Annotated in this window: 22 protein-coding genes; 14 read left to right on the forward strand and 8 right to left on the reverse strand. The window is 41.8% G+C overall.

Annotated features, from left to right (window positions below):
* The first annotated feature begins 18 nt into the window (after nucleotides 1-18).
* From rseP to rpsN, 3 genes are all read left to right on the forward strand, one after another.
* A complete protein-coding gene (gene rseP, locus GTQ43_RS22975) occupies nucleotides 19-1,119 on the forward strand; it encodes an RIP metalloprotease RseP (protein WP_265275044.1) in 1,101 nt (366 codons plus the stop codon).
* Between the two features lie 23 nt (nucleotides 1,120-1,142).
* Complete coding sequence (nth, locus tag GTQ43_RS22980; RefSeq protein ID WP_414859134.1) at nucleotides 1,143-1,835, forward strand: endonuclease III; 693 nt, start codon at nucleotides 1,143-1,145, stop codon at nucleotides 1,833-1,835.
* A gap of 76 nt (nucleotides 1,836-1,911) precedes the next feature.
* Entirely contained in the window at nucleotides 1,912-2,214 is a 303-nt protein-coding gene (gene rpsN / locus GTQ43_RS22985; RefSeq protein WP_012410383.1) for a 30S ribosomal protein S14, read from the forward strand.
* Between the two features lie 60 nt (nucleotides 2,215-2,274).
* On the opposite strand, the gene GTQ43_RS22990 is transcribed toward rpsN, so the two are convergent.
* Nucleotides 2,275-2,604 carry a hypothetical protein gene (locus GTQ43_RS22990; protein ID WP_265275046.1) on the reverse strand — a complete coding sequence of 110 codons (330 nt, stop codon included), beginning with the start codon at nucleotides 2,602-2,604 and terminating at the stop codon, nucleotides 2,275-2,277.
* Between the two features lie 102 nt (nucleotides 2,605-2,706).
* Here GTQ43_RS22990 and aat point away from each other — a divergent pair, with 102 nt between their 5' ends.
* On the forward strand, nucleotides 2,707-3,306 hold the full coding sequence (aat, locus tag GTQ43_RS22995; RefSeq protein ID WP_265275047.1) for a leucyl/phenylalanyl-tRNA--protein transferase: 600 nt from the start codon (nucleotides 2,707-2,709) through the stop codon (nucleotides 3,304-3,306).
* A gap of 306 nt (nucleotides 3,307-3,612) precedes the next feature.
* Here the strand turns inward: aat and GTQ43_RS23000 are convergent, their stop codons facing one another.
* Both GTQ43_RS23000 and GTQ43_RS23005 read right to left on the reverse strand, forming a co-directional pair.
* Nucleotides 3,613-4,827, reverse strand: coding sequence for a DUF790 family protein (locus GTQ43_RS23000; RefSeq protein ID WP_265275048.1), 1,215 nt, complete (start codon nucleotides 4,825-4,827; stop codon nucleotides 3,613-3,615).
* The gene (locus tag GTQ43_RS23005; protein WP_265276523.1) at nucleotides 4,757-6,364 is read right to left on the reverse strand and encodes a DEAD/DEAH box helicase; all 1,608 of its coding nucleotides are present in this window, start codon (nucleotides 6,362-6,364) and stop codon (nucleotides 4,757-4,759) included. Before GTQ43_RS23005 ends, GTQ43_RS23000 begins: the two co-directional genes overlap by 71 nt.
* A 114-nt stretch (nucleotides 6,365-6,478) precedes the next feature.
* Here GTQ43_RS23005 and GTQ43_RS23010 point away from each other — a divergent pair, with 114 nt between their 5' ends.
* The 5 genes from GTQ43_RS23010 (at nucleotide 6,479) to GTQ43_RS23030 (ending at nucleotide 11,918) form a co-directional block, all read left to right on the forward strand.
* On the forward strand, nucleotides 6,479-7,780 hold the full coding sequence (locus GTQ43_RS23010) for an adenylate/guanylate cyclase domain-containing protein (RefSeq protein ID WP_265275049.1): 1,302 nt from the start codon (nucleotides 6,479-6,481) through the stop codon (nucleotides 7,778-7,780).
* 845 nt (nucleotides 7,781-8,625) lie between these two features.
* Nucleotides 8,626-9,903: a general stress protein gene (locus GTQ43_RS23015; protein WP_265275050.1), complete on the forward strand. Its 1,278-nt coding sequence runs from the start codon at nucleotides 8,626-8,628 to the stop codon at nucleotides 9,901-9,903.
* A gap of 151 nt (nucleotides 9,904-10,054) precedes the next feature.
* Nucleotides 10,055-10,516, forward strand: a complete 462-nt coding sequence (locus tag GTQ43_RS23020; RefSeq protein ID WP_265275051.1) for a BON domain-containing protein — start codon at nucleotides 10,055-10,057, stop codon at nucleotides 10,514-10,516.
* Between the two features lie 185 nt (nucleotides 10,517-10,701).
* Nucleotides 10,702-11,136: a CAAD domain-containing protein gene (locus tag GTQ43_RS23025; RefSeq protein WP_265275052.1), complete on the forward strand. Its 435-nt coding sequence runs from the start codon at nucleotides 10,702-10,704 to the stop codon at nucleotides 11,134-11,136.
* Nucleotides 11,137-11,510: 374 nt separating this feature from the next.
* Nucleotides 11,511-11,918 carry a hypothetical protein gene (locus tag GTQ43_RS23030; protein WP_265275053.1) on the forward strand — a complete coding sequence of 136 codons (408 nt, stop codon included), beginning with the start codon at nucleotides 11,511-11,513 and terminating at the stop codon, nucleotides 11,916-11,918.
* Nucleotides 11,919-12,187: 269 nt separating this feature from the next.
* Here GTQ43_RS23030 and GTQ43_RS23035 read toward each other — a convergent pair whose 3' ends face one another.
* From GTQ43_RS23035 to GTQ43_RS23055, 5 genes are all read right to left on the reverse strand, one after another.
* Nucleotides 12,188-13,666: an alpha-amylase gene (locus tag GTQ43_RS23035; RefSeq protein ID WP_265275054.1), complete on the reverse strand. Its 1,479-nt coding sequence runs from the start codon at nucleotides 13,664-13,666 to the stop codon at nucleotides 12,188-12,190.
* A gap of 112 nt (nucleotides 13,667-13,778) precedes the next feature.
* Nucleotides 13,779-14,408 carry a DUF1003 domain-containing protein gene (locus tag GTQ43_RS23040; RefSeq protein ID WP_265275055.1) on the reverse strand — a complete coding sequence of 210 codons (630 nt, stop codon included), beginning with the start codon at nucleotides 14,406-14,408 and terminating at the stop codon, nucleotides 13,779-13,781.
* Between the two features lie 985 nt (nucleotides 14,409-15,393).
* On the reverse strand, nucleotides 15,394-16,944 hold the full coding sequence (locus GTQ43_RS23045; RefSeq protein ID WP_265275056.1) for a metallophosphoesterase family protein: 1,551 nt from the start codon (nucleotides 16,942-16,944) through the stop codon (nucleotides 15,394-15,396).
* A gap of 99 nt (nucleotides 16,945-17,043) precedes the next feature.
* Nucleotides 17,044-18,015 (reverse strand): YegS/Rv2252/BmrU family lipid kinase, encoded by a 972-nt coding sequence (locus tag GTQ43_RS23050; protein ID WP_265275057.1) that lies wholly within the window; start codon nucleotides 18,013-18,015, stop codon nucleotides 17,044-17,046.
* Between the two features lie 422 nt (nucleotides 18,016-18,437).
* Nucleotides 18,438-19,115: a response regulator transcription factor gene (locus GTQ43_RS23055; RefSeq protein WP_265275058.1), complete on the reverse strand. Its 678-nt coding sequence runs from the start codon at nucleotides 19,113-19,115 to the stop codon at nucleotides 18,438-18,440.
* Between the two features lie 233 nt (nucleotides 19,116-19,348).
* Here GTQ43_RS23055 and GTQ43_RS23060 point away from each other — a divergent pair, with 233 nt between their 5' ends.
* The 5 genes from GTQ43_RS23060 (at nucleotide 19,349) to GTQ43_RS23080 (ending at nucleotide 24,370) form a co-directional block, all read left to right on the forward strand.
* Nucleotides 19,349-20,212 (forward strand): phycobilisome linker polypeptide, encoded by an 864-nt coding sequence (locus GTQ43_RS23060; RefSeq protein WP_265275059.1) that lies wholly within the window; start codon nucleotides 19,349-19,351, stop codon nucleotides 20,210-20,212.
* Nucleotides 20,213-20,254: 42 nt separating this feature from the next.
* Nucleotides 20,255-20,992 carry a phycobilisome rod-core linker polypeptide gene (locus GTQ43_RS23065; protein WP_265275060.1) on the forward strand — a complete coding sequence of 246 codons (738 nt, stop codon included), beginning with the start codon at nucleotides 20,255-20,257 and terminating at the stop codon, nucleotides 20,990-20,992.
* A 39-nt stretch (nucleotides 20,993-21,031) separates the two neighbouring features.
* Nucleotides 21,032-21,211 carry a hypothetical protein gene (locus GTQ43_RS23070; protein WP_265275062.1) on the forward strand — a complete coding sequence of 60 codons (180 nt, stop codon included), beginning with the start codon at nucleotides 21,032-21,034 and terminating at the stop codon, nucleotides 21,209-21,211.
* A 502-nt stretch (nucleotides 21,212-21,713) separates the two neighbouring features.
* A complete protein-coding gene (locus GTQ43_RS23075) occupies nucleotides 21,714-22,265 on the forward strand; it encodes a Uma2 family endonuclease (protein WP_265275063.1) in 552 nt (183 codons plus the stop codon).
* A gap of 413 nt (nucleotides 22,266-22,678) precedes the next feature.
* On the forward strand, nucleotides 22,679-24,370 hold the full coding sequence (locus GTQ43_RS23080) for a PAS domain S-box protein (RefSeq protein ID WP_265275064.1): 1,692 nt from the start codon (nucleotides 22,679-22,681) through the stop codon (nucleotides 24,368-24,370).
* The last annotated feature ends 164 nt before the right edge of the window (nucleotides 24,371-24,534 follow it).

A 24,534-nucleotide genomic window follows, 5' to 3' on the forward strand; every position in this document is an offset into this window, starting at 1 on the left:
TTTTCACTAATTTACTCTATGTCAGTTTTAGCAGCGATCGCAGTCTTGGCTGTTTTAATCTTGGTACACGAGTTGGGACATTTTGTTGCAGCCCGTTCTCAAGGCATTCTCGTTAATCGTTTTTCTTTGGGTTTTGGCCCAGTTATTTTGAAGTACCAAGGTTCACAAACCGAATATGCTGTCCGCGCCTTTCCCTTGGGTGGCTTTGTGGGCTTTCCCGATGATGACCCCGATAGCGATATTCCACCCAATGACCCAAATCTACTGCGTAACCGTCCAGTTTTAGACAGAGCGATCGTCATCAGTGCCGGAGTGATCGCAAATTTAATATTTGCCTATTTGGTGCTGGCCCTGCAATTGGGTATCGTTGGTATTCCCAAAGAATTAAACTATCAAGCTGGTGTCCTTGTACAGCCTGTTAATCAAGAGTCTGTTGCTTACCAAGCAGGAATTCGGGAAGGAGATATTATTCTGGCTGTGAACGGTCAAGAACTCCCCGCTTCTGATAAATCAACGGCTTTGCTAACAAAAGAAATTCAAACTCATCCCAATCAGCAAATCGAACTGAAAATTCAGCGTGAAAAACAACAACAATCGCTGAAATTAACACCAAAACTAGGAGCCGATGGCAAAGGTGTAGTTGGTGTGGCACTAAGTCCAAATGCTACAGCAGTTTATCGCCGTCCTAATAGTCCTTTTGAAATTTTTGGACTTGCTGCTAATAGGTTTCAACAATTATTTGTTGGGACACTGGCCGGTTTTGGACAGTTGATTACCAACTTTCAACAAACTGTTGGACAAGTTTCTGGGCCAGTTAATATTGTCAAAATTGGTGCAAAATTAGCTGAAGACAATAGCGTAAATCTGTTGTCTTTTGCGGCAATTATCAGCATTAACTTGGCTATTATCAACATTTTGCCTTTGCCAGCCTTGGATGGCGGACAACTGGCTTTTCTGCTGATTGAAGGTTTGCGTGGTAAGCCTGTTCCGGCTCGGATTCAAGAAGGTGTAATGCAAACTGGCTTGGTGTTACTGTTAGGCTTAGGAATTTTTCTGATCGTCAAAGAAACTACTCAATTAACTAGCCAATTAGAGTGGGTACAAAAGTTATTTCAGTGAAAATAGGGAGTGGGAGAGACGCGATGAATCGCGTCTGTACAAGAATGGGGAGTAGAAAAGAGAAAGTTTCGCCTTTAAAACAGCGATCGCTAGAAATTTTAACTCGTTTGAAGCGTCTTTATCCAGATGCTACTTGCTCTTTGAACTACTCAACGCCAGTACAATTGCTAGTGGCAACTATTCTCTCGGCTCAGTGTACTGATGAGCGGGTGAATAAGGTGACACCAGATTTATTTGGTAAGTTTCCTGATGCTGCAAGTTTAGCGATCGCTGACTTGGTAGAATTAGAAAGTTTAGTGCGTTCAACTGGGTTTTATCACAATAAAGCTAAAAACATTCAAGCCGCCTGTCGGATGATTGTTACCGAATTTGACTCTGTTGTGCCCAACCAAATGGAACAGTTGTTAAAGCTTCCAGGTGTGGCGCGGAAGACAGCAAATGTGGTTTTAGCTCATGCTTATGGTATTAACGCTGGGGTGACAGTAGATACTCACGTCAAGCGCCTGTGCCAACGTTTGGGTTTAACTAAGCATACAGACCCCGTTCGCATTGAGCAAGATTTAATGGGTTTATTACCGCAGCCTGATTGGGAAAATTGGTCAATTCGGCTGATTTATCACGGTCGTGCTATTTGTAAAGCCCGCTCTCCCGTTTGTGTTGCATGTGAGCTTGCTGATTTATGTCCTGCTGCTAATAAGCCAGTGGTTGTAGGTTAAGCGACACAAGTAACCCCAGAATTGATGAAGAGACTGTAGAATGGAAAACGGTGTCTTTAAATAAGTTAGAGAATATATGGCAAAAAAGAGCATGATTGAGCGCGAGAAAAAGCGCACCAGATTGATAGAAAAGTATGCTGACAAGCGCGAAGCCCTTTTGGAAGAGTTCAGAAGTGCAGCATCTCCTTTGGATAAACTGGAAATCCATCGGAAGATTCAACAGCTACCCCGCAATAGTGCGCCCACCCGCCACCGGAATCGTTGCTGGTTGACTGGTCGTTCTAGAGGAGTTTACCGCGATTTTGGCCTCTCTCGGAACGTGCTGCGAGAATGGGCGCATGAAGGTCTATTACCTGGAGTTGTTAAGTCTAGCTGGTAGTCATTGGTCATTAGTCATTAGTCATTGCTAAAAACAAAGGACAAATGACAATGACAAAAATTATTGACCGCAACACTTATCAATTCCCAGACTTTCTAAGAGTAGATCGCTGACGGCGTTAGCGATCGCAAACTCTCCATAAAAGCTATTAGAAAAATCATAGGACTGCATCTCTGTGACAATGGCAATTACCAGAGAACCAAGGTCGTTTTCTCCTTCCATCCGTTGACGCACAAAAATCTGTGCGGCTCGTTGGGCAATATTTTGATTGACTGCTTCGGGGATAAATTCTGTATCTAACCACCGTTGTAAGCGCTCTTGTAACCATTGACCTTCGAGGAAAGGGTTTTCAGGTGGTGGTAGGGTGATGGGTGGAATTGGTTGAGTCATTTTTTTTAAACGCAGAGGGACGCGGAGGGAAACGCAGAGGGACGCTGAGGTTGAGTGATAGCATCAAATTGCGTTTCTAAGAGTGTTTTTTTATATTTATTTATGCAATATGATGTCGCCGCTATTGTTGATGGTTATGCACAAGGCTATTTTCTCATGGCTGATGAGCGCGATCGCCTGAGTTGGTACGGAAGTCGCGATCGGACTTTTATTCCTTTGGATGAACGGTTTCGTTACCCCAAGTCTTTGCAGCGTGTTCTCAATCAAGAGCGTTTTAATGTGGCGATTAACCGGGACTTTCAAGCTGTGGTGGCTGGGTGTGCTAACCGCGAAACAACTTGGATTTCACCGGAATTACAAAAGATTTACTGGCAACTTTACCAGAGTGGTTATGCTTTTAGTTTTGAAACTTGGCAAGGTGACGAATTAGCTGGGGGCATTTTAGGAATTGTGATTGGCGGTGCTTTCATTGGCGAGTCAATGTTTTACCGCATTCCTGAAGGTTCAAAGGTGGCGATGGTGAAGTTGGTGGAAAGATTGCGTCAGAGGAAATTTGTGTTTTTTGATGCCCAAATGATGAATCCGCATTTGGAGAGATTTGGGGCTTATCGGGTTGAGGATGAAGAATATCAAACTTTACTTAAACAAGCATTACAACGTCGATGTTCTCTAATAATCCCGTCAGACTCCACCAAATCCTAGATCGTAGTGCGTTAGAGTGTTTCAAAAATAAATGATCTAAAACCCGTCATTGCTTCGCTTCGCTCGCAATGACAATTGGGGCATTTTTTTACTATGGAGTACTCTTACGAACTGCGTTCTAACACAACGCCAGTTGCTACAACGGAGGGAACCTCCCTTCGGGTTCACCAGTCGCCTAGGTTGGGAAACCCGCCTACAGCGCTGGATTCACCGCAACGCACTGGCTCCCCTACAATCCCTAATTTTGTTCAAAAATCAAATATTATTTCTCTACTATTAATATAGTGATTACGCTGTAAACCTTAATCAATCCATCACCGCTAACACAGCTTTCGGCAATAACTTATCTTTAAACCAAACAATTCTCGCGGGAACATCATTTAATTTTACTCCCGCCTTTTCTAAATTAAGCCGCTCAGAAATAGCCAAAATTAAGTCATCACGTCCAGCCCGCCGCACCTGAGAAAACTTCTTTTGTAAATATTCTGGCCGCCAATAACCAACAATTTCTAATAAGAAAGTGCGTCCATCAGAATGCACCAAGCGGAAATCGGGAATCATCACGCTACCGGGAATTGGGATCAAATCAACTTCTCGCTCTAACGCCCAACCACTTTTTAAAGCATCCCATTTGTCAGCAAAGGATGCTTCTAGCATACTATCGTAGGGTTTCCCCGGTGGATAATGGGATACCAAACCACATTCAGAATTGAGAGTGAAACGTCCAGTTTTCCAACTATTTGTATAAGCGTCGCGGGTTTGAAGAATGGAAGAAAGACTCCATTTAGTAACGTGAAGTAAAGCCGGAATAAGTTTAGCGATCGCTAACCCATATCGCGTACTAGGATTAAACAAACTCGTCGGCCCGTCTATCGTAATTGTAAACCCGTGGTCAGCATCCCCCTCAATATAAGCCATCAATTGAAACAACTTTAGATAGCGAAATAACAGCTTATATTCACCCGGAACATTCCGATGAGCATTTAACACAAGTTGGCTGGCCTTATAAAACACACCCTGAACCTGAGATAAGTTATATCGATTTAACAAATCTGGCGCTATTGGTGCGTCAAAAACAGTCAAAATTTTATTCTCTGATAAATCAGCATATAATCCATTCCGAACCTGTTCCAATAAAACTTCCCGTTCAAGTTCTTGAGTTAACTCATCAGCAATCTTACTCAAAGTAACTTGTGTTGATTCTCGACTAGAAACAGACTTTGCAGCCAGAGAAAACACCCGTTCTCTTAACATTTGTGGTTCCAAAGGACTAACCACCTCAAAAGTGCAAAAACTGCTTTTGAGAATATAAGCTAATCCTCGCTTCACCCGATAATCTGTAGAATCTCCTTCAAAATCAGTCAATTGTCGCTCAAGCACACCTTGAGTCTTCCCCACAGCTGATTGAAAATAATTAATTAACTCAATCGCCAACTCCGAAGTTACCCGATCAATCTTCAGTCTCTTCGGAATGATCTCCTCCCCGTTTTGGCGATGCATCAGTAAATCTGTCGGTAACATCTGCTGAATTTTGGATTTTAGATTTTGGATTTTTGACTGAATAATTAATCTCTAACTGTTCCGCAGCCTTCAAACTCCTTTCCTTCCCACTCCCATACACAACCTCCAACTTCCCCTTCCTCTCTTTTTCTCCCCCTGCTTCCCCTGCCTCCCCTGCTCCCCCTGCTCTCCTCTCCCCTCTTCTCCTAGCCGAAGTCCCCTCCTCACTCGTATCCTCCGCCACCACCTCATACAAAATCGCTTGCTTATTCTCAATATTCCCCTTCCGTAAAATCCTCCCCAAACGCTGAGTATACTCTCTAGCCGAACCCGTTCCCGATAAAATAATCGCAACAGTTGCCGCCGGCACATCAACCCCTTCATTCAATACATGAGAAGCAACCAAAGTATTATATTTACCCTCTCGAAACTTAGTTAATATCTCATGTCGTTCCTTCACAGGAGTTTGATGAGTAATTGCCGGAATTAACAACTCTTGAGAAATGCGGTAAACCGTCGCATTATCCGCAGTAAAAATCAAAATTCTTGCTGGATAATGTTCTGCCAATAAATTAATCAAAATTCGCAACTTCCCATCAGTACCCAAAGCAATATCTTTCGCTTCCCGGTGCGCCAACATCGCTCTCCGTCCAGATTGCGATCTAGCACTCATTTGCACAAACATTTGCCAACCTTGCAGACTCCCTAAAGAAATCTTAGATTGCTTTAAAAAGTCATTGCGCGTTTGAATTAACTGGTTGTATCTTTCCCGCTCAACTTGCGATAACTTTACCTTAATTTGGACAATTTCATGCTCTGCTAATGCCTTCCCCGCTAAATCTTCGGCGCGTTTGCGATATACTTCTTGACCAATGAGGATATTTAAATCAGCGTGTTTACCATCAGTGCGTTCTGGTGTAGCAGAGAGTCCTAGACGATAAGGTGCGATCGCATATTCCGCAATTACCCGATTAAAATCTGTCGGTAAGTGGTGACATTCGTCAAAAACAATCAACGCATATTGATTTCCCAAGGTTTCGGCGTGAATTGCTGCACTGTCATAAGTTGCAACTAAGATAGCCGTTCTATCCCGCGAACCACCCCCCAACAATCCCACCTCAGCATCGGGGAAAGCAGCTACTAAATGTGCATACCACTGATGCATTAAATCCAAAGTTGGTACTACAATCAACGTCGTACGTGGCGTTGACTGCATCGCCATTTGCGCCAAATAAGTCTTTCCCGCCGCCGTGGGAAGCACAACGACTCCTTGTCTACCCGCCAGTTTCCAAGCTGCTAGCGCTTCAGTCTGGTGGGGATATGGTTCCATTTCCAAAGTAGGAACCAAATCTATAGGATAAAATTCCTTTGCCTCATCGATAAAATAAACATCTTCGGCTTGTAGTGCTTCTACTAGCGATCGATATCTAATTGCTGGAATGCGGAATTTTTCAACTCTATCATCCCACGTAGCATAATCCATCCAACCTTTGCCGCGTGGTGGTGGATGCAAAATTAATGTGCCACGATCAAAATTTAATGTAGGGGTACGAGCCATGATTATTGGGAATTGGGGATTGGGCATTGGGAATTGGGCATTGGGCATTGGTAATTATTTTCATTGCCATGCCCCATTCGCTAGTCCATTGATTACTAATAACGCAAAAAGTGTATGATTTATCCAAGTAATTCAGACAAAACCCAACTAGATGCGCTCATTAGTCAGGGAATATCTGAGCGACACACAAACAATAGTCTTGCCAACTCTTACAAAGAACAGCGACAGCAATTCCTGGTGAAACGGCTGCAATTACAGGCGCAGATTATGCTGATTGCTGGCTTAACTTTGATTACTTTTTTTCTTTGGACAAATTCACATCTAGAAGGCAAAATATACGCTTTTAAAATTGGGATTGTAGTAGAATTATTCACTCTTATTTGTTGGGGTTTATGTAAAACTCATATCGGTCGCCGTTATCCTGACTTAATTTTTTTGAGTTTATGCTGGTCTGTAACTTGTGCTGTCCAAATTGATATAGCTTTGCTGTTTAACGATCTCGAACCTAGAAACAATTTTTGGACTCTGATGTTTCTCACTCAGGCTACAATAATTCCCGTGCAATGGTGGATGCATTTAATATCTCAAGTCGGAACAATAATTTGCTATTTAACCTTATATTTGTTGTATAATCCAATATTAAAAAATCCATTAACTTCCTATGCTGAACAAGGATTATACTTCTTTTGGACTTGCTTAATTTGTGTTTTTTCTGTTTATTTGTATGAACGGTTAAGAACAAAGGAATTTTATGCCCGCAAAGCAATGGAAATAGCGCAACAGAAATCTGAAAGATTGTTACTAAATATTCTGCCAGCGATGATTGCAGAACAGTTAAAACAACAGCCTAAAACTATTGCTGATAGCTTTCTGGAAGTGACGGTACTATTTGCTGATATTGTTGGTTTTACAGAACTTTCAACTCGTACATCCCCTGCGGCATTAGTCGAGTTGTTAAATACAATATTCTGTTTGTTCGACCAATTAGCAGAACTTCATGGGGTAGAAAAAATTAAGACCATTGGCGACGCATATATGGCTGTAGCCGGTTTACCAAACCAGTCTAACAATCATGCTACGGTAATAGCTGATATGGCGTTAGATATGCAAAATGCTATAGCTGTTTTCAATGTAGAAAACAATCAATTATTTCGCATTCGTATTGGTATTAGTACAGGGCCAGTAGTGGCAGGGGTAATTGGGCTGAAAAAATTTGCTTACGACCTTTGGGGAGATACAGTCAATACTGCTAGTCGAATGGAATCGCATGGGATAGCAGGTAGTATCCAGGTTTGTGAAGCAACTTATCAGCTTTTAAAGGATAAATATTTATTGGAAAAACGAGGTTTAATTCAAGTTAAAGGCAAAGGTGAAATGATGACTTATATACTAAAAGAAATAAATTTAAAAGCTTAACTTTTAGGCAATGGCAGTTTATAAGTAATCATGCAAAATTAATTACAGTCATTGCGAGCGAAGCGAACGCGAATAGCGTCTCCAAGAGTTGCAATCCTAGCCCCCGCATTCGCGAAGCGTGTCCGAATGACTTATGTTTCATTTTGCTATCTCTACGAGACGCTACCGCGTAGCAAGATTCTCTACGGGGTACGCTCCATTTGCTATGACATTGTGTAATTAATTTTGTTTAACTACTTATTTTTACACATTTGTGATGCTCCCCTTTATATGAGGCTTTCAGTCTTGGGATGAAAATTATTGAATATTGGCTAAATTTGAGCCAAAATCTGTCTTCTAATATATCCTCAAGTTGCGATGACCTTTTTTTAATTAAAATTTAAAAGTTAAAAGTTAAGAAGAATAATAATTTTTAATTAATTAATTTTGGGTACAACCCCCCACCCTTCGGGAATTAAAAATGCAAAATTAAAAATTAAAAATTTCAGAGAATCCCCTCAATTTTTAATTAATAATTTTTAATTTTTAATTGGAGCGAAGCGACTTGACAGCGCCACATTTTTTGAACGCATAAATTTGGATAAATATAATAGAGCTTATTTAAAAACTAAGATTTTTATTTACATAAAAGTTTGAAAAGTGTAATAGTTGATATCTAATTGTCAGGAAGAAAATTATATTAATAGCTAGATATTATTACTCATTTAGATAAAAGCACCTATGTCTAATGATAGAGAGAAAAATTATTCCAAGCGATTGATGAAAACAAAATCCAAGTATGTATTAATAATAGCTATTACAAGCTATAAATTTGTGAATAATTTATTGTTGCTGAGGAGAAAAAAATGGTTGTAGGTATACAAAAACGTGCTGTAGGTGTCTTTTCTAATCGCCGAGATGTTGAACATGCACTACATGAATTGAAAAAAGTCGGCTTTGACATGAACAGAATCTCTGTCATTACACAGGATGGAGACAAAGACGATATTGCTGGAGCAGAAGTGCGCGATCGCGTCGGTGATAAATCTGACGAAGGTGCTAAAGTCGGAGCAGCTACAGGCGGTGCTTTGGGCGGATTGACTGGTTTATTAGTCGGTCTTGGGACTTTAGCAATTCCTGGAATTGGGCCAATTATGCTAGCTGGAGCCGCAGCGACAACTTTAGCTACAACTCTCGCTGGCGTTGGTATTGGTGCAGTAGCTGGTAGTTTGCTTGGTGCATTGATTGGTTTGGGAATTCCCGAAGAACGAGCTAGAGTTTACGACGAACGGGTGAGACGGGGACACTATTTAGTCATCCTAGATGGCACAGATGCAGAAATTCTCAGAGCAGAAGCAATTCTCCATCAGCAGGGTGTCGAAGAGTTTGGCATTTATGACAACCCAGATGCTATAAATGCGAATGCCGATTATGTCGCTCCAACTTCTAATGTGGCTCATAGCGGTGTTGCAAGACGTGCGATTGGGGTATTTTCTCATCGTCGAGATGCAGAAACAGCACTAACAGAATTGCGAGATGCTGGTTTCCCGATGAGTAGAGTTTCGATCATTGCCAAAGATGCAAATGGTCAGGGTATTGCTGGTATAGATGTAGATCGAAACGCTAGTACAGGTAATAAAGCAGACGACGGCGCAAAAGCGGGAGCAGCTACAGGCGGTGTTGTCGGCGGCTTAACTGGTTTATTAGTTGGTCTTGGGACTTTAGCAATTCCTGGAGTCGGCCCGGTAATTCTGGGTGGTGCAGCAGCCACAGCTTTGGCGACAACAGTCGCTGGTGGTGCAATTGGTGCAGCAGCGGGGAGTATTGTTGGCGCACTCGTTGGCTTGGGAATTCCTGAAGACAGAGCGCGAGTCTATAGCGATCGCTTCAATAGAGGCGACTACTTGGTAATTATCGATGGTACCGCAGCTGAAATCCACCAAGCGGAAGCGATTCTTAAACATCGAGGCATTGAAGAATTTGCCATTTATGATGCTACTGATTTAGACCAACATCGTCCAGCTTTAGACCCAGTGACACATCACAATGCATCAATAGCTAGCGATCGCCCCAATTATTCAACAGACTCTTATAGAGACGATCCTGCCGTAGTCATTATTGATCGTCGTGACGAAACACTCTAAGCCAAGGTAATTGTCACCCACATCAATTTACCCAAATTGCAGGAGCAAATAGATAAAAATTTTGTTCCTAACTTAAAAACCTTGCTCTTCACTTATGCCGTGGATATCAATTAACTCCACAAATTCCCCTTTCTGATTCAGAATTAAACCTATGCAAAAGCTAACTCCCATCTTAATTAGTTGCCTTTTAGTTTTTGGTGTTGCTGCTTGTGATAACGCTTCTAAAACAAGTGAATCTGCACCTAATAATCCTAATGATGCCCCACAAACACCAACCGCAAAAATCACACAAGCTTCTCAGCAAGATGCACAAAGTGAAGTTCGTAGAAGACAACTAAATGAGGATATTCGCGCCCGCGAGCAACGCAATAATACCACTGGTGGCGATGCACAACGAGCCAAAGGCGATCTGTCAAGTGAAGTGCGCTCCAAATTAGAGGCTAACATCCCCAAGAGTCAACTAACAGTTGATGCAGCAGATGGTGGAATTGTTACTGTTGGAGGAACTGTTACCAATGAAAAAGAGTTGGCTAAAATTGAAACTTTAGCTAAACAAATTAAAGGTGTCAAAACTGTAATTGTTAAAGCAACTGTTGCCCCGCCAACAAAGTAACATAACTAACATCAATCGAAGTGAGTAGGTAGACAATAATAAATTTAGATGCTCCTACTCGGTCAAAGTGGTCAGTTCTACTTATTACTGACCACTTTGAATTGACAACTGATGACTTTAATAACTATATTTATTGATGCTCAGTTCAGTTATACAAACTCTTGTAGTTGCCTCAAATAAAAACAATGGAAACCGAACAACAGCAACGTCAATCCATCAATGCCTCATTATCACAAGGGACACTAGCACTTGAAGGTGCAGATACTGTAAACTTGCCAAAGTTACCACCAGCATCTGAGCCGGAATCTCAATGGCAGCAAATTAGTAGACAAGTCTCTCAATTTTTTGAGCAGTTGCCCGAATATCTGAATAGCTTTTTTAAAGACTACAAACAGCCTCTAATAACTGTTTCTTTAATTTTGTCGGCAATTGTTACAGCCAAGTTAGTACTAGCAGTACTAGATGCAATCAATGATATTCCACTACTATCACCACTTTTTGAGTTAATTGGAATTAGTTACGCCACGTGGTTCATTTTCCGTTATTTACTTAAAGTTTCAACTCGGCAAGAATTAAGCAAGGAAATTCAATTACTGAAAGACCAATTTGTAGGCGAATAATTTTCCAAAACATTAAGTATGCTGAGGTAAAATTTTACCTAATTTTAATTATGGGCTTAAGACAAGAAGATTAAGCCCATTGTCTTATATAGCGGTTCCCATTCAAATGTGGTACAACATCATCTCGTAAGGTGTAGGGGAAATTCATGAATTGCCCCTACGGGTGTACCTCACATAAATGAGAACCGCTATAAACATAACTTGTAAGTATTTAATAATAACTCTACCTTAATATTTTAAATACATCTAAAGATATAGAATGTAATATTGCTTTCCGATTTAAATCACTTCTAAAGATAGTAGATTTGAGATAAAAAACAGCATAATCTAGATTTTGAAGTTATTCAATACATTCTTTAACAAGGACATAAATTATGGCTAATGAAGCAGTTAAGAGAGATATAGATTCATCCGATCGCGCTGAAGTAGATACATACGATCGCGGCATTATTCCAGCTGAAACTGCTGCTAGAATGGAAAGAGAAGGAAGTAACTATAAAACACTCCCCACAGAAGAAGGGGAGGAAGATGCAGCTACCGATGACCAAACCGATCCAGATAGCATACGCACTACTGACGGCTATACCGTGGATAAAGAAGGTTTGTTAAATAACTATGCAGTTGAACCGGAAATGTACTACGAAGAACCGGGTGATGCACGTAAACAAGCAGCAGAAGATACGGCAGAACGTGTTGAAGAACTTGGAGAAATTAATCAGGACGAAGAAGGTAAGTTAACCGAAAAGGGTGACAAACGCGGTAGAGGCCCAGGAATAATTTAGTTAACAAACTTTTTGCCCACATTCCGCAGGTTAGTTTTAAAATCTTGGTATTTTCTATAAACCAACTATTGTCTTGGGTTTTAGGCATTTACCTGTAGAAAGTACTCTACGTTAGCGTAGTTCGCCGTAGGCATCGCAAAGAAAAGAAGGATCAAAATTCAGTTTATTGACACCATTGTTAATAAAATTGTGCGCTTGGTACTGCCTAAAAGAGAACTTAGGTAGTGCCAAGCGCACAATTTTCTGCATGAATGCTACTAAAACCCAGACTATGACTGTGGAACCCACACAGAAACAGAACCAGCATTGCATCGAAAATCAGCCCAGCCCTCATCATTTGTTGTAATCGGTTCGCTGAAATGTTCAGTGATATCAATGTAAGTGCTGTTGGGTTGCCCAACTTCCATCCACTTAGTCCCCTCTGCCCCATTACTCAAAACAACCGCCATCCCGCCAGGATGTTCTTCATCTCCTAAGCGTGTCCAGCCGATTGTATTAGCGTGATCGAAATAATCGTATTGGTCGCCATAGGCATAGGTTTGACGAGCGTGCAAAAACTTATCAATTATCCATTGATGACTATCGAGCCAAATCTCATACTCATTGCCATCTGGCCCCTTATCCTTATAATGAGCGCCATAGTAATCAGCATAGAAGATACAGGGATAACCATCACTTCGCAGTAGGATCAACGCATAAGCCAACGGCTTGAACCAGCTTTCTACTACAGACTCCAATGACTGCAAAGGTTGAGAATCATGGTTGTCAACTAAGGTGACGGCTAAAGCGGGTTGCTGTTGCACCAAGGTGTTATCAAATATCTGCCGCATATCGTAGTCATTGCCTTGTTTGCTGGCAGCGCTAAAGTTATAGTGCAATGGCGCATCAAATAGCAACACATCGCCACCTGTGACGCTAATGAAATGGTGCAGCGCTTCAACTTCATAAGACCAATACTCACCGACGGCAAAAAGATCGCGACCTGCTTTTTGGCGACAGTGGTGCAGCCATTCTGGGAAAAAGCCAGCTCTAACGTGTTTAACGGCATCAAAACGAAAGCCATCTACATCAGTGGTTTCTACAAACCAATCACCCCAGCGATTCAACTCCTCACGAACTTCTGGACTTTCCATATCCAAATCGCATCCCATGAGATAGTCGAAAGCGCCTTTTTCTAGGTCAACGTTGTCATCAAATTTTTTATCTTTGAATAGATAAATTGCGTTCTCACCTTCGTTGTAAACGTTGTAATCAACTGCATCGAAGTGCCACCAGTGCCATTCCATATCGGAGTATTTGCCTTGGCGACCTGGGAAGGTAAAGTGAGTCCAGACTTTAATTGTTTGCATCTCACCGATGGGCTGGGTGCGATCGTCTGGACTATAGGGCGTTGCTTCCACTTCTTCTTCTTGGTCTGCACCTAACTTGTGGTTGAGGACAACATCAGCATATACCCGAATGCCAGCAGCTTTTGCCGCCTTGACAGCAGCGATATACTCGTCTTTTGTGCCGTACTTTGTCCGAACCGAGCCTTTCTGGTCAAACTCGCCAAGATCGTAGATATCGTAGACTCCGTAGCCGACATCGTAGCCACCCCCTGTTCCTTTGTATGCTGGGGGCAACCAAACAGATGTAACACCTGCATCAGCTAATTCTTTGACTTTCTCTTTAAATTCATTCCAAAGATTTCCATCTGGAGGGATATACCAATGGAAGTACTGCATCATTACACCATTCAGTTGAGCCATGTGCATCCCTCTATCCAAATATTACGATGAATTGTTATTGCCGACACAAAAATTATACTTGAAGTTTTGTTTGATGTTTCTAAATAGAAAAAAGTCTACTAAAAAACTGCGATCAACTCATATTGTTTTCTTCTGTGGCTGACAGTTCTTCAGCTAAGTTTTTCTGGAGTGCTTCTAATACTGCGATCGGGTCAGCCGGTTCCTGCATCAATTTCGCTTCCGAATCATGCCGATTTATCACATTAGGCAAATCAGTACGGAGTTCTTCTAATAGAGCAATAATCTTGGCAATTTTTTGCTCGGAGAGCAAGTTAAGCTGTAACATCAGTTGCGCCCGTTGTTCGGCAAAGTTTTCTTGGCGAGTTTGCCGCACCAATACTCCAGTTGAAATTACCAATGCAGCAGCGTCTAAGCCTTGATTTGACCAGCTAAACGCGGGTAGATTGAATGGTAAAAGGCGATCGAAAAAACTGCTAAAAATCCACAAAGCTAGTATGACTAGCAAACTATACATAAATGTCGATCGCCCAAAGAATGTAGCGATCGCTTCTAGTATTCGCTGGTGGGCGGGAATCTCTCGAACTTCCTGGGTATGAAGTGAAATAATCGCTTCAATATTTTTTGCAATCGGGTCTGGTAATGGAGCCGTGATCACTTGATTTCGAGAAACTTTTTTCTCTTTGAGTTCGTTAGTATCTGAGCTTAAGTGTTTGTTGGCTGTGTCGTCTGCCTTGTGAGTCATGCAGCAATTCCTGAATCTGGATGTTACTCGATTATTGCTTATCTAAGGCGATCGCCCTGCCGGAAAATGACAGAAGATGGGTATAGCGCTTACTAAGGGACTTCCAAATAAAATGTCCTATCGCTTTTAAGGCATGGGGGCAGGGAGCAGGGAGCAGGGAGCAGGGAGCAGAGAAAGTCGTTTTGATTCGGTGAAATTGGATAATTTATTCCTTGGAGTTCCCTAAGCAACTGAGGTATAGCTTAACCTCACCCCGGCTTTAGAGCTACTGTGTATACACAAGTCCAGCCAGAGCGAGTTTCCAGCCAAGGAAGATGGATTCAAATTGTCTTAAACCATGAACAAGGGTAGCCATTCCAGCAGGTCTACCCTACGGTGTACACAAAAGTCGGAAAAACTTCATCCACCAAAGAATTGTGGTGCGTTACGCTGGCGTGACGAAGCTAAATTGTTGCAATCATGGCGATGCCTGGGGGGGCTACGCCAACCCATTTGTTATTTCAGCGTACGCATTTGTTATTTCGGCATACTCATTTGTTATTTCGGCATACTCATTTGTTATTTCGGCATACGCATTTGTTATTTCGGAGTACTCATTTGTTATTTCGGCGTATCCATAACGCACCCTACGAAACTTAGCAAAGCGATCGCGAGTCATCGAGCGTCCGTAAGAGCAATTACGCAAAGCGGTACTAGGAGATTTAGACCCCACTACAAAATCTGCTGTGCTTAGGGACTTCCAACAAATAAATTACTCAATCTTGTGGGGTATTTTTTTATCTGGAAGTCCCTTAGAGGTTGTTTGAAAAGTCTAATTTGTTACTAGCCCTGGCGACTAGAAGTCGCGGCTACACAGACAAAACCTGCCTCCGCGGGTTAAAAACCCTTTATTTTTTCTTAGTCCACGGAGGTGGACTAAGTTTAGTGTCGTAGCGAATTTTATTCGCCCAATCTTTTCAAACATCCTCTTAGTTACTCTTTAGATTTAAATGATCAGTGGCTCAAGTTCACGATTATGCCATTGTCGCTGATACCATTCGGCAACCAAAGGACGGACAATAAATTTAGGCTGTCCATCGCCTTTAACATCAATGCGTAAACCAGAATAAGGTCGTCGCTTTTGAGAACCTTGACCGTTGCGACCAATGAAAAGATGCGATCGCGCCACTAATCTATTTTCTTCTATCAAATCTGCTCCCTCAAGGCGTTGGCGGCGCAAACTAAAGCCGCTACCACCACAAACAATCCAGTGGATACCAGAATCAGCGTGTCCTGTATCCATTGTCTCCAGGTGTTCCAAGCAGTGGGCGTGACCGTTTAATACCAAATCTACCAAAGGACGACCCTGATTTAGAGAACCGATTTCTTTTGCTACCGCATCCAGTAGACCACGGAAGCGATCGCGAATTATCAAAGTTTGTGCTTGTTCCCACTTTGTCGCTTCAGTTACATAAGGTGGATGATGGAAATAAATCACCCTTCCTCGAACTTCGGAATTATTCCAAGATTCAATCAATCTTTGCTTGAGCCACTCCAATTGTTCGATATCAGTCAGAATTGTTTTGTCAGTGGCTAATTGCTTCTTAATATCAACAATAATTTCTTCAATTTGCGATAACTTGGCGTGGAAATCGTCTAATTGGTCGGCTTCAATCGGGTTTTCGGGACGAAGTTTAGCTGAGGTTTCAACGATTTGCTGCTTTTCTTGCTCTAAATCTTCCCGACGTTTTTCTAAGATTTTGCGATCGGCATCACCTTTTTTTGTTTTAGGTAGGGGCGGTGGATCGTTAAATGTATTAGAATCCAAGGCAAAGAAATCAATCCCGCCATAACGAAAAGTGTAGTAGCGATTAGGAAGGCGGGTAAAATGCCCAGGTTCATACCGAAGACAACGACCTGTATCTGTCTTGGCTGTGTAATATTTATCTAAATGGCTGCTTAACTCTCCTGGAAGCGGCAACGCCTTGAGATAGTCTAGAAATGCCCGTGCGTAAGCCTCACCAGTTCCTGAGCCATGCAAGCCAACATCTAGGTCTAAGCGCGATCGCAACAGGCGACGAATGGGTAATGTTGTTAGAGATGCCAAGCTCAATAAAATTGGCAAGTTATAGTAATCGTGATTTCCCGGTACTGGTAAAATAGGCAGCTTAAAAGTCATCTGGTCATAAGCAATCCGTCTCGGATGCTCTGCGCCCAAGATAAACTCTCGGTAAGGTTCGATGAAATTTTGCTGGTAGTATTCACTCGACCCCACTAAGTAGATTACATCTCCGGTATGCAGCATAAACCGGGATTCGTCGTGATGGGGCAACATCAATTCAGCTATCTGTCGCTGGGGATTGTGCCCCCGATGCTTACCAGAACCGCTATCACCCACAACTAAAAATGAGAACTCAGGATTATCTGCTTGACCATCCTCCAACACCAGGCGAGTTTGGTCGATGTTCCGTTCCACAATTAATGGATCTTGCCATCGCACTCGCTGATTCATTTTCCGAATTTTATTAGCGATCGCTGGATCGGATACGAGTTTCAATGCAACATACTCCTGAATCTTGAATTGTAGAGAGTGGGGAGAAGAGTTAGGGGGCAGGGGGAATTATTTAACAAGTTTCTTCCCCAATGCCCAATCCTCTCACTCTTCTACCGGATCTTTCATCTCAATAGTCAGATTAGGCAGTCCCTCTAGTTTTTCGGTAGGCTCAACTTCTTCTACTAATGGCACAAAAATCTTCAAACCTGCTGGTACACACTTAATTTCTACTGGTGTTGTGCCGATTATTTCACCATCGAGAACAACCTTTTGTGGTGGCTCAGTTGTAATTTTAAATTGTTTTGCTCGCAGAAAACCAATATCATCTCGTTCTACAGCATTACCTGTAGAAGCCGTTTGGAATAAATGGAATGTCGCAGCGATCGCTCCTGCTTTGTTAGCTGGAGCTACAATCGTTAAATCTAGTAAACCATCATCATAAACTAGACCTGCTGGCCCCTGAGCTAAAACAGAGGTGGGAGGCGCGGCATTTGCCACTGTCACTGCACAGGCGTTAGTTTTAATTATTTTGTCTTCTGTTTCAATTTCAACATCAAATTTGTGTAAATTTCTGAGTTGCTGGATTCCTGCCAAAACGTAAGCCATCATTCCAAAGCGATTCTTAGCATCGCGGTCTGCCAATTCTACAGTTTCAGCTTCAAAGCCAATACCTGCCAAAAGTACCATCGGGCGATCGTTACAATAGGCTACGTCCACATGGCGGGTTCCTCCCTGCAAAATTGTTTCACACGCACCTGCGATCGTGTCAGGAATTCCTAAAGCTGTGGCAAAAGCGTTTGCTGTTCCTCTTGAGATAATGCCAAATGCAATCTCAGTACCCACTACAGCCGCCGCTGCCGCCGAGAGGGTTCCATCTCCCCCCGAAGCGATGATTGCATCTACACCTCGCTCTACAGCTGCATAAGCTAGTTGGTCTGCGTCGATTTCTTCAGTGGTAAGATAAATATCTAGGTCAATATCTGGCTCTAATATTGCTCGGATTTCTGCTAGCTCTATATCTGGGTCTCCCTGACCCGCAACTGGATTAAAAATAAGACAGGCGGAACGATTCATAAAATATAAAAGCTAAACTTTAGATCACTAAAATACCAAATTATTTCTAGCATTCTCGTAAAATTTCGACTTCCTTCTGAAGGCTAGTTTACTTTTTGTAACAAGTTTTTGAAGAATAATTCTGTTGCGATGCTAATGGCGCATATTTTGGTATCTTTTATCTATACTTACAGCTATTTTCAGGTAAATAGACTCACGCGGTAGGGAACATTGCTGTGCCCTGACGACAGATGTGTTTCAAATACATAAAAACTGCTGTAAACAAGAAAATTTTTTATGTGCCTCAATTATTACTAAAACTGAAACCTCTGCACTCCTCTGCGTTTAAAAAACTAATGTTTTTCAACTCAGAGTAAACGTAAAATCAAGCAGAGTTTTTTGCTAATACTTGAAATCTTTTCAAGTGGTCTAAATACAACATTTTAGTCAAGTTGTTTAAGACGGTAGCCTATACCATGAACTGTTTCAATAAAATCTTCAAAAGCTCCGGCGGCTTTGAGCTTTTGACGTAAACTTCTAAGATGAACTTTCACGGCATGTTCTTCTGGAGGAGACTCTAGCGACCAAATATGTTCGATAATCACGCTGCGACTAAGGACACGACGACCATTTCGGAGCAATAACTCTAATATTCCGTACTCTTTTGGGGTTAAATGGAGCATATTTTTGCCATAACTCACTTCATAAGTACTAGGGTTGAGGTGCAGATTGCCCCATTCTAAAATCGGTGGCGATGAAGCGTTACCCCGACGAAGTAAGGCGCGAATTCGGGCAAATAGTTCTTGCAAGTCTACTGGTTTTACGACATAATCATCTGCTCCCGCATCGAGTCCAGTGATTTTATCGCTAACGGTATCACGAGCAGTCAGCATGAGAACAGGCATACTGTAGCTGTGCGATCGCAACCGATGACATAAACTAATTCCATCAAGTTCTGGTAACATCACATCAAGCAGCAGCAAATCATAATCCAGCATTTTGGCTTGATTCCATCCAGCCTCACCATCTGTCACCACATCAACCATATAACGCTGGTCTGTAAGGGCTTCTGCTAAAGTTTCGGCAAGGCGGACATCATCTTCAACTAAGAGGATTCGCATAAATTTTTTTTAAACCATACAACTTATGTTTAAAACTATCTGCGGACTCTCATTGAGAAAATATTGCAAAAAGTAACAATTTCTAGTTTTCGTTACTTCTTTCCGATTTCTTTACCATTTCCTGAGCGATTTCCTTACTTTTGATATGTAATTTTCTATTCTATATAGGTTTTTAATAACCTCCTTAAGAAGTTCCAAAAGAACTTGATGTTTAGCCAGGAGATTTTCAGAAAATGGCTTTTGGAGCAAGTTCACGTTTAGGTGTCAGCCTGTTTGAAGACACTGACTCAACTGGAGAAGTGCCTGGTTATTCAGCAGAAGAACTTGAAGCTCTGATCAGGGTTATATACAGACAGGTTTTAGGAAATGCCTATGTGATGGAAAGCGAGCGCCTCACTGTTCCTGAGTCGCAGTTTAAGCGGGGTGAAATTAGCGTCCGCGAATTTATCCGTCTGGTAGGGAAATCTGAGTTGTATCGTTCTCGGTTTTTTAGCAGTTGCCCTCGTTATCGGGCAATTGAGTTAAACTTTAGACATTTCCTTGGTCGCGCTCCTATTGACTTGGAAGAAATGCGATCGCACAGTACTATCCTGGATGACAAAGGCTTTGAAGCTGAAATTGATTCCTATCTCAATAGCGATGAGTACCAAGATACCTTCGGGGAAAGCACTGTACCTTATATTCGAGGTTACAAAACCGAAGCCTGTCAGAACATAGTGCAGTTTACCCATATATTCCAATTAGTCCGGGGTGCTTCTAGTAGTAGTCTTAAAGGCAACTTGGCAGGTAAACAACCTCGGTTAAATAGTTTAGTAATTCAAAATACCCCTACCCCTGTGGTTTCACCAGCTAGCGATGGGGCGACATTCCGCAATCCACCACTTGGCTCTAGAACTCGTCATGGTGTCGCAGCTAGTGATGAAGGTAAAGTGTATCGATTGGAAGTGACTGGTTATCGAACAAATACAGTAAACCAGATTTCTCCATTTCGCCGCAGCAACCAAGTCTATCTCGTGCCTTTTAATAAACTATCGCAAGAGTATCAGCGCATTCACCAGCAAGGCGGTGCGATCGCTAGTATCACCCTTGTTAACTAGAACTGTTTTACCCAATTTCCAATTCCCCATTCCCAATCTAATATGCCTATTCCTTTGTTAAATTATTCCCCTTCATCTCGAAATCATCGTGTATCTGGATATGAGATTCTTGGCGACGAGCAACCGAGGATTTATACAGCTGAACATCTGCCATCGTCAGTAGAAATGGATGCCTTGATTATGGCAGCCTATCGCCAGATTTTCCACGAACAACAGATGCTAGATAGCAACCGTCAACCCTTTTTAGAATCTCAACTAAGAAACGGTCAAATCACAGTCAGAGATTTTATTCGAGGGTTAGCAATATCTGATACATTTCGGCGACTTAATTACGAAAGCAACAATAACTATCGCTTTGTGCAGATATGCGTACAGCGCTTTTTAGGTCGTGAGGTTTACAATGAACGCGAAAAACTAGCCTGGTCGATTGTGCTAGCTACCAAAGGAATACAAGGTTTTATCGATGCTTTAGTGGATAGTGGGGAATACATTAGTAACTTTGGTTATAATACAGTCCCCTATCAACGGCGACGGATTTTACAAGGACGCTCTCAAGGTGAATTACCTTTTGCGAGGATGGCTCGTTATGGCGAAGATTATCGTGATAAATTACCGCTTCCGATGACAAGAAAGCAGGTTCAACCTTTTAATTTACAGACCTTCCTCCGCAGTTCTGACAGGGATGTAGTGTTATGGCTATTAGCTTCTTCGTTGGGGCTAATTGTCTTGTTTACTTTACTAACTGCATTTGATTATTTGCCAAAATCCGGCGGGTATTAGTAACGCTTTTCCTAATTCGTAATTCGTAATTACTGTTACGTGAGGGTTTTAGACGTTTCATATTTACGTCGTGTTGTAATAGTGGTCTGTCAAACCCATTTTGACGGTTGGAGAGACGCGATAAATCGCCGTCTCTACAGAAGATTTATTCGTCAATTATTTCTTGACAGACCCCTAGTTGAATGGAATGCGATCGCACTCTACTTAACTGAAGGCTAAATAGACGATTAAGCGTTTGTTTATGACTCTGCACTAGCCAAAAAAATGATTGATACAATAAATCTATTTATCTAAAAATCCATGTAACTACTGCATTCAGATCACATTATTTGAAGCAAAACAATGTTGCCGCCACAAGCGCATAAAAAGCTACAATCTTGGATAAGAAGCCGTCATTTAATCTGTTCGGGCCACTTTTTTGTATTTGAAACTATAGACTATTCTTGCGTTGAGAGATTTACTGACTGTATAGCCGCTCTAGGAGGAACATTAATTTCCGTTGAGCCGGTTGATAAAATTTGGATGGGCGACCATCGACAGGTTCTTCTTTATCGTGTTAAAGCCAGTTTGTTTACGCCTTGTCATCAGTTAAGGCAATACTGGTTTAAGTATGGTGGTTTATACAGTAGATTTGATAAAAATTGTTAAAATTTATTTGATTTATAGCGACTTATCTGATTGCGTTAAGATGTATGCTAATAGGTGATAAAAAACTGTCTCTATGACCGTAACTATAGCGAAGTGGACAATAGATGAATATCACCGCATGATTGCGGCAGGTATCCTAGATAATCGGCGTATGGAACTACTAAAGGGAGAAATAGTAGAAATGCCATCGGAAGGAGAACCTCACGCCTACTTTAGCAGTGAAGCTGGGGAGTATTTGATTGGACTTTTAGGCAATTGTGCCACAGTTCGCCCTAGTAAACCGATTACCCTTCCTAACAACTCTGAGCCTGAGCCTGATATTGCTGTTGTACAAAGATTGGGACGTGAATATTTAGAACATCATCCCTACCCTGAAAATATCTTCTGGTTGATCGAATATTCAGATTCTAGCTTAGATAAAGACTTACAAATAAAAACCAAAGTCTATGCTGAGGTAGAGATTCCTGAATATTGGGTAGTTAATCTTAAAAAGCGACAAATTGTAGTATTTCAAGACCCTCAAGATGGTGAGTATGCTTCAAAAACCACATTAACTGGAGGTACGATTTACCCACAAGCATTTCCAGATTTGGCTATATCATTAAGTTCGATTATTAATATTTAGAAATAAAAACTAAAAAAATCCATTAATCCAATATAGCAACCCTTGTAAAAACTGGATATTGAGTTCACTCACTTCCTATCACGATCCGCGTTACCCCACCCTAACCCTCCCCTTCTAAAGGGGAGGGAACCGGATTTCCTGTTTCCCCCCTTTATAAGGGGGGATTAAGGGGGGTAAAACGGCTGTGGAACAAAGCTTTGAGCTTAAGTTGACACCCTACGGGTGTACCTCACATAAATGAGAATCGCTATAGCTGAACTAGATTTATTTCAAGGAGATTTATTCTCACTGCCAGAGGGTATGAGGGTTTCCTTTGTCTACAATTTAATGAGTATTTTATTATTAGAAAAATTTCCAAAGGTGAAGCCTAATGCTCCTAAATACATACTTTATTTCTCCAATATCTCCTCTATATGCTCATATCCGATTTTAGTATTATTAATCTCGCCCCTTTCGGTATTGGCTTGAGCATTATTGCATTAGGGGTAATTTACTATTTTCTCAATCTAGAAGTAACTAGACGGCAACGAGCAGAAGTAATCTTACGGCAACAAACTGAGCGGGAACGGTTGGTAAACCAAATTGCTCAACACATCCGTGAATCTTTGGAGTTAGAAGAGGTTCTTACTACTACCGTTGCAGAAGTACGCGAGTTTCTCCAAGCAGATAGGGTGTTAATTTATCGCCTTTGGGAAGATGGTACAGGCAGCGCAATTACTGAAACAGTTTTACCTGAATATACAAAAATTTTAGGAGAAACCTTTCCAGAAGAAGTGTTTCCGAGAGAATATCATCAAGCTTATTCATTAGGGAAAACCCGCGCGATCGCTAATGTTGAACAAGCAGATGTCGAAGCATGTCTAGCAGACTTCGTAAAACAGTTCGGTGTCAAAGCCAAGTTGGTAGTGCCAATTCTCCAAGAAAATCGGCAAGCAGATAAACAACGAGATCGGCAAACACCTGCTTCTCCCCCTGATCTTTGGGGCTTATTGATTGTCCATCAGTGCGATCGCACCCGCATCTGGGAATCTTGGGAAATTGAATTGATGAAGCAACTTGCAACCCAAGTGGCGATCGCTATCCAACAATCAGAACTTTACAAACAGCTACAAACACTCAACGCTGAATTAGAACACCGCGTCCAACAGCGAACTCAAGAGTTAGCTAAAGCCAATGTCTCTCTCAGAGCCGAAATAGCTGAACGTCAACGCACGCAATCGGCGCTACAAGCTCTAATTACTGCCTCTCCTCGCGCCATCTTCACACTTGATTTAGAAGGCTATGTGAAAATCTGGAATCCTGCTGCTGAACGGATGTTTGGCTGGACGGAGGCGGAGGTGATTGACCATCCTAACCCAATTTTTTTAGACGATCAATTAGAAGAATATAACACTCTCCAACAGAGCATATTACAGGGAATAACTTATACTAGAGTTGAATTACGCCGTTTTAAAAAAGATGGCACTGCGATCGATATAGTTTTCTCCGCCGCTCCCTTGCATGATAGTGACGATAGTATCAATGGCATGGTAGCAGTGATTGCTGATATCACCCACCAAAAGCAGCAGGAAGAACAAGTACGGCTACTGCAATCTGTGGTTGTAAATACAAATGATGCTGTAGTTATCACTGAAGCACAACCGATTGGTGAACCTGGGCCAAATATTATCTATGTTAATGAAGCATTCACCCGAATTACAGGTTACAGTCTGGAAGAAGTATTAGGTAAAACGCCTCGTATCCTTCAAGGAGCGAAAACAAGTCGCGCAGAACTGGCTAAAGTTTGGACTGCTCTTTCTCGTTGGGAACCAGCCACCGTTCAGGTAATTAACTACCGCAAAGACGGCTCGGAATTCTGGAATGAATTTAGCATCGTCCCTGTAGCTGATAAAACCGGCTGGTATACCCACTGGATATCAGTACAACGTGATATTACTGGGCGCAAGCGATTAGATGAAATTCGGATGGCACTAGAGCGAGAGAGAGAACTTAGTGTCCTCAAGACACGCTTTTTCTCAATGGCATCTCACGAGTTTCGTACACCTCTGAGTACTGCCTTAGCAGCTGCTCAATTGCTAGAACCCACATTCCGCACTTCAACTTGAAGTACAAAGAGATTACGTCAAGAGAAAAGCAAAAAAATCAGGATGATTAAGATTCGTAGTGCTGAACGAATCTACAGCATGAAAATAAATCATCAAACACAATGTATTTGATGGTTATGTAAGCACTAAAAATTTGAAGAGCAATTACTGTTTCTTCGATGTTG

It is taken from the genome of Nostoc sp. KVJ3, assembly GCF_026127265.1.
Taxonomy (GTDB): domain Bacteria; phylum Cyanobacteriota; class Cyanobacteriia; order Cyanobacteriales; family Nostocaceae; genus Nostoc.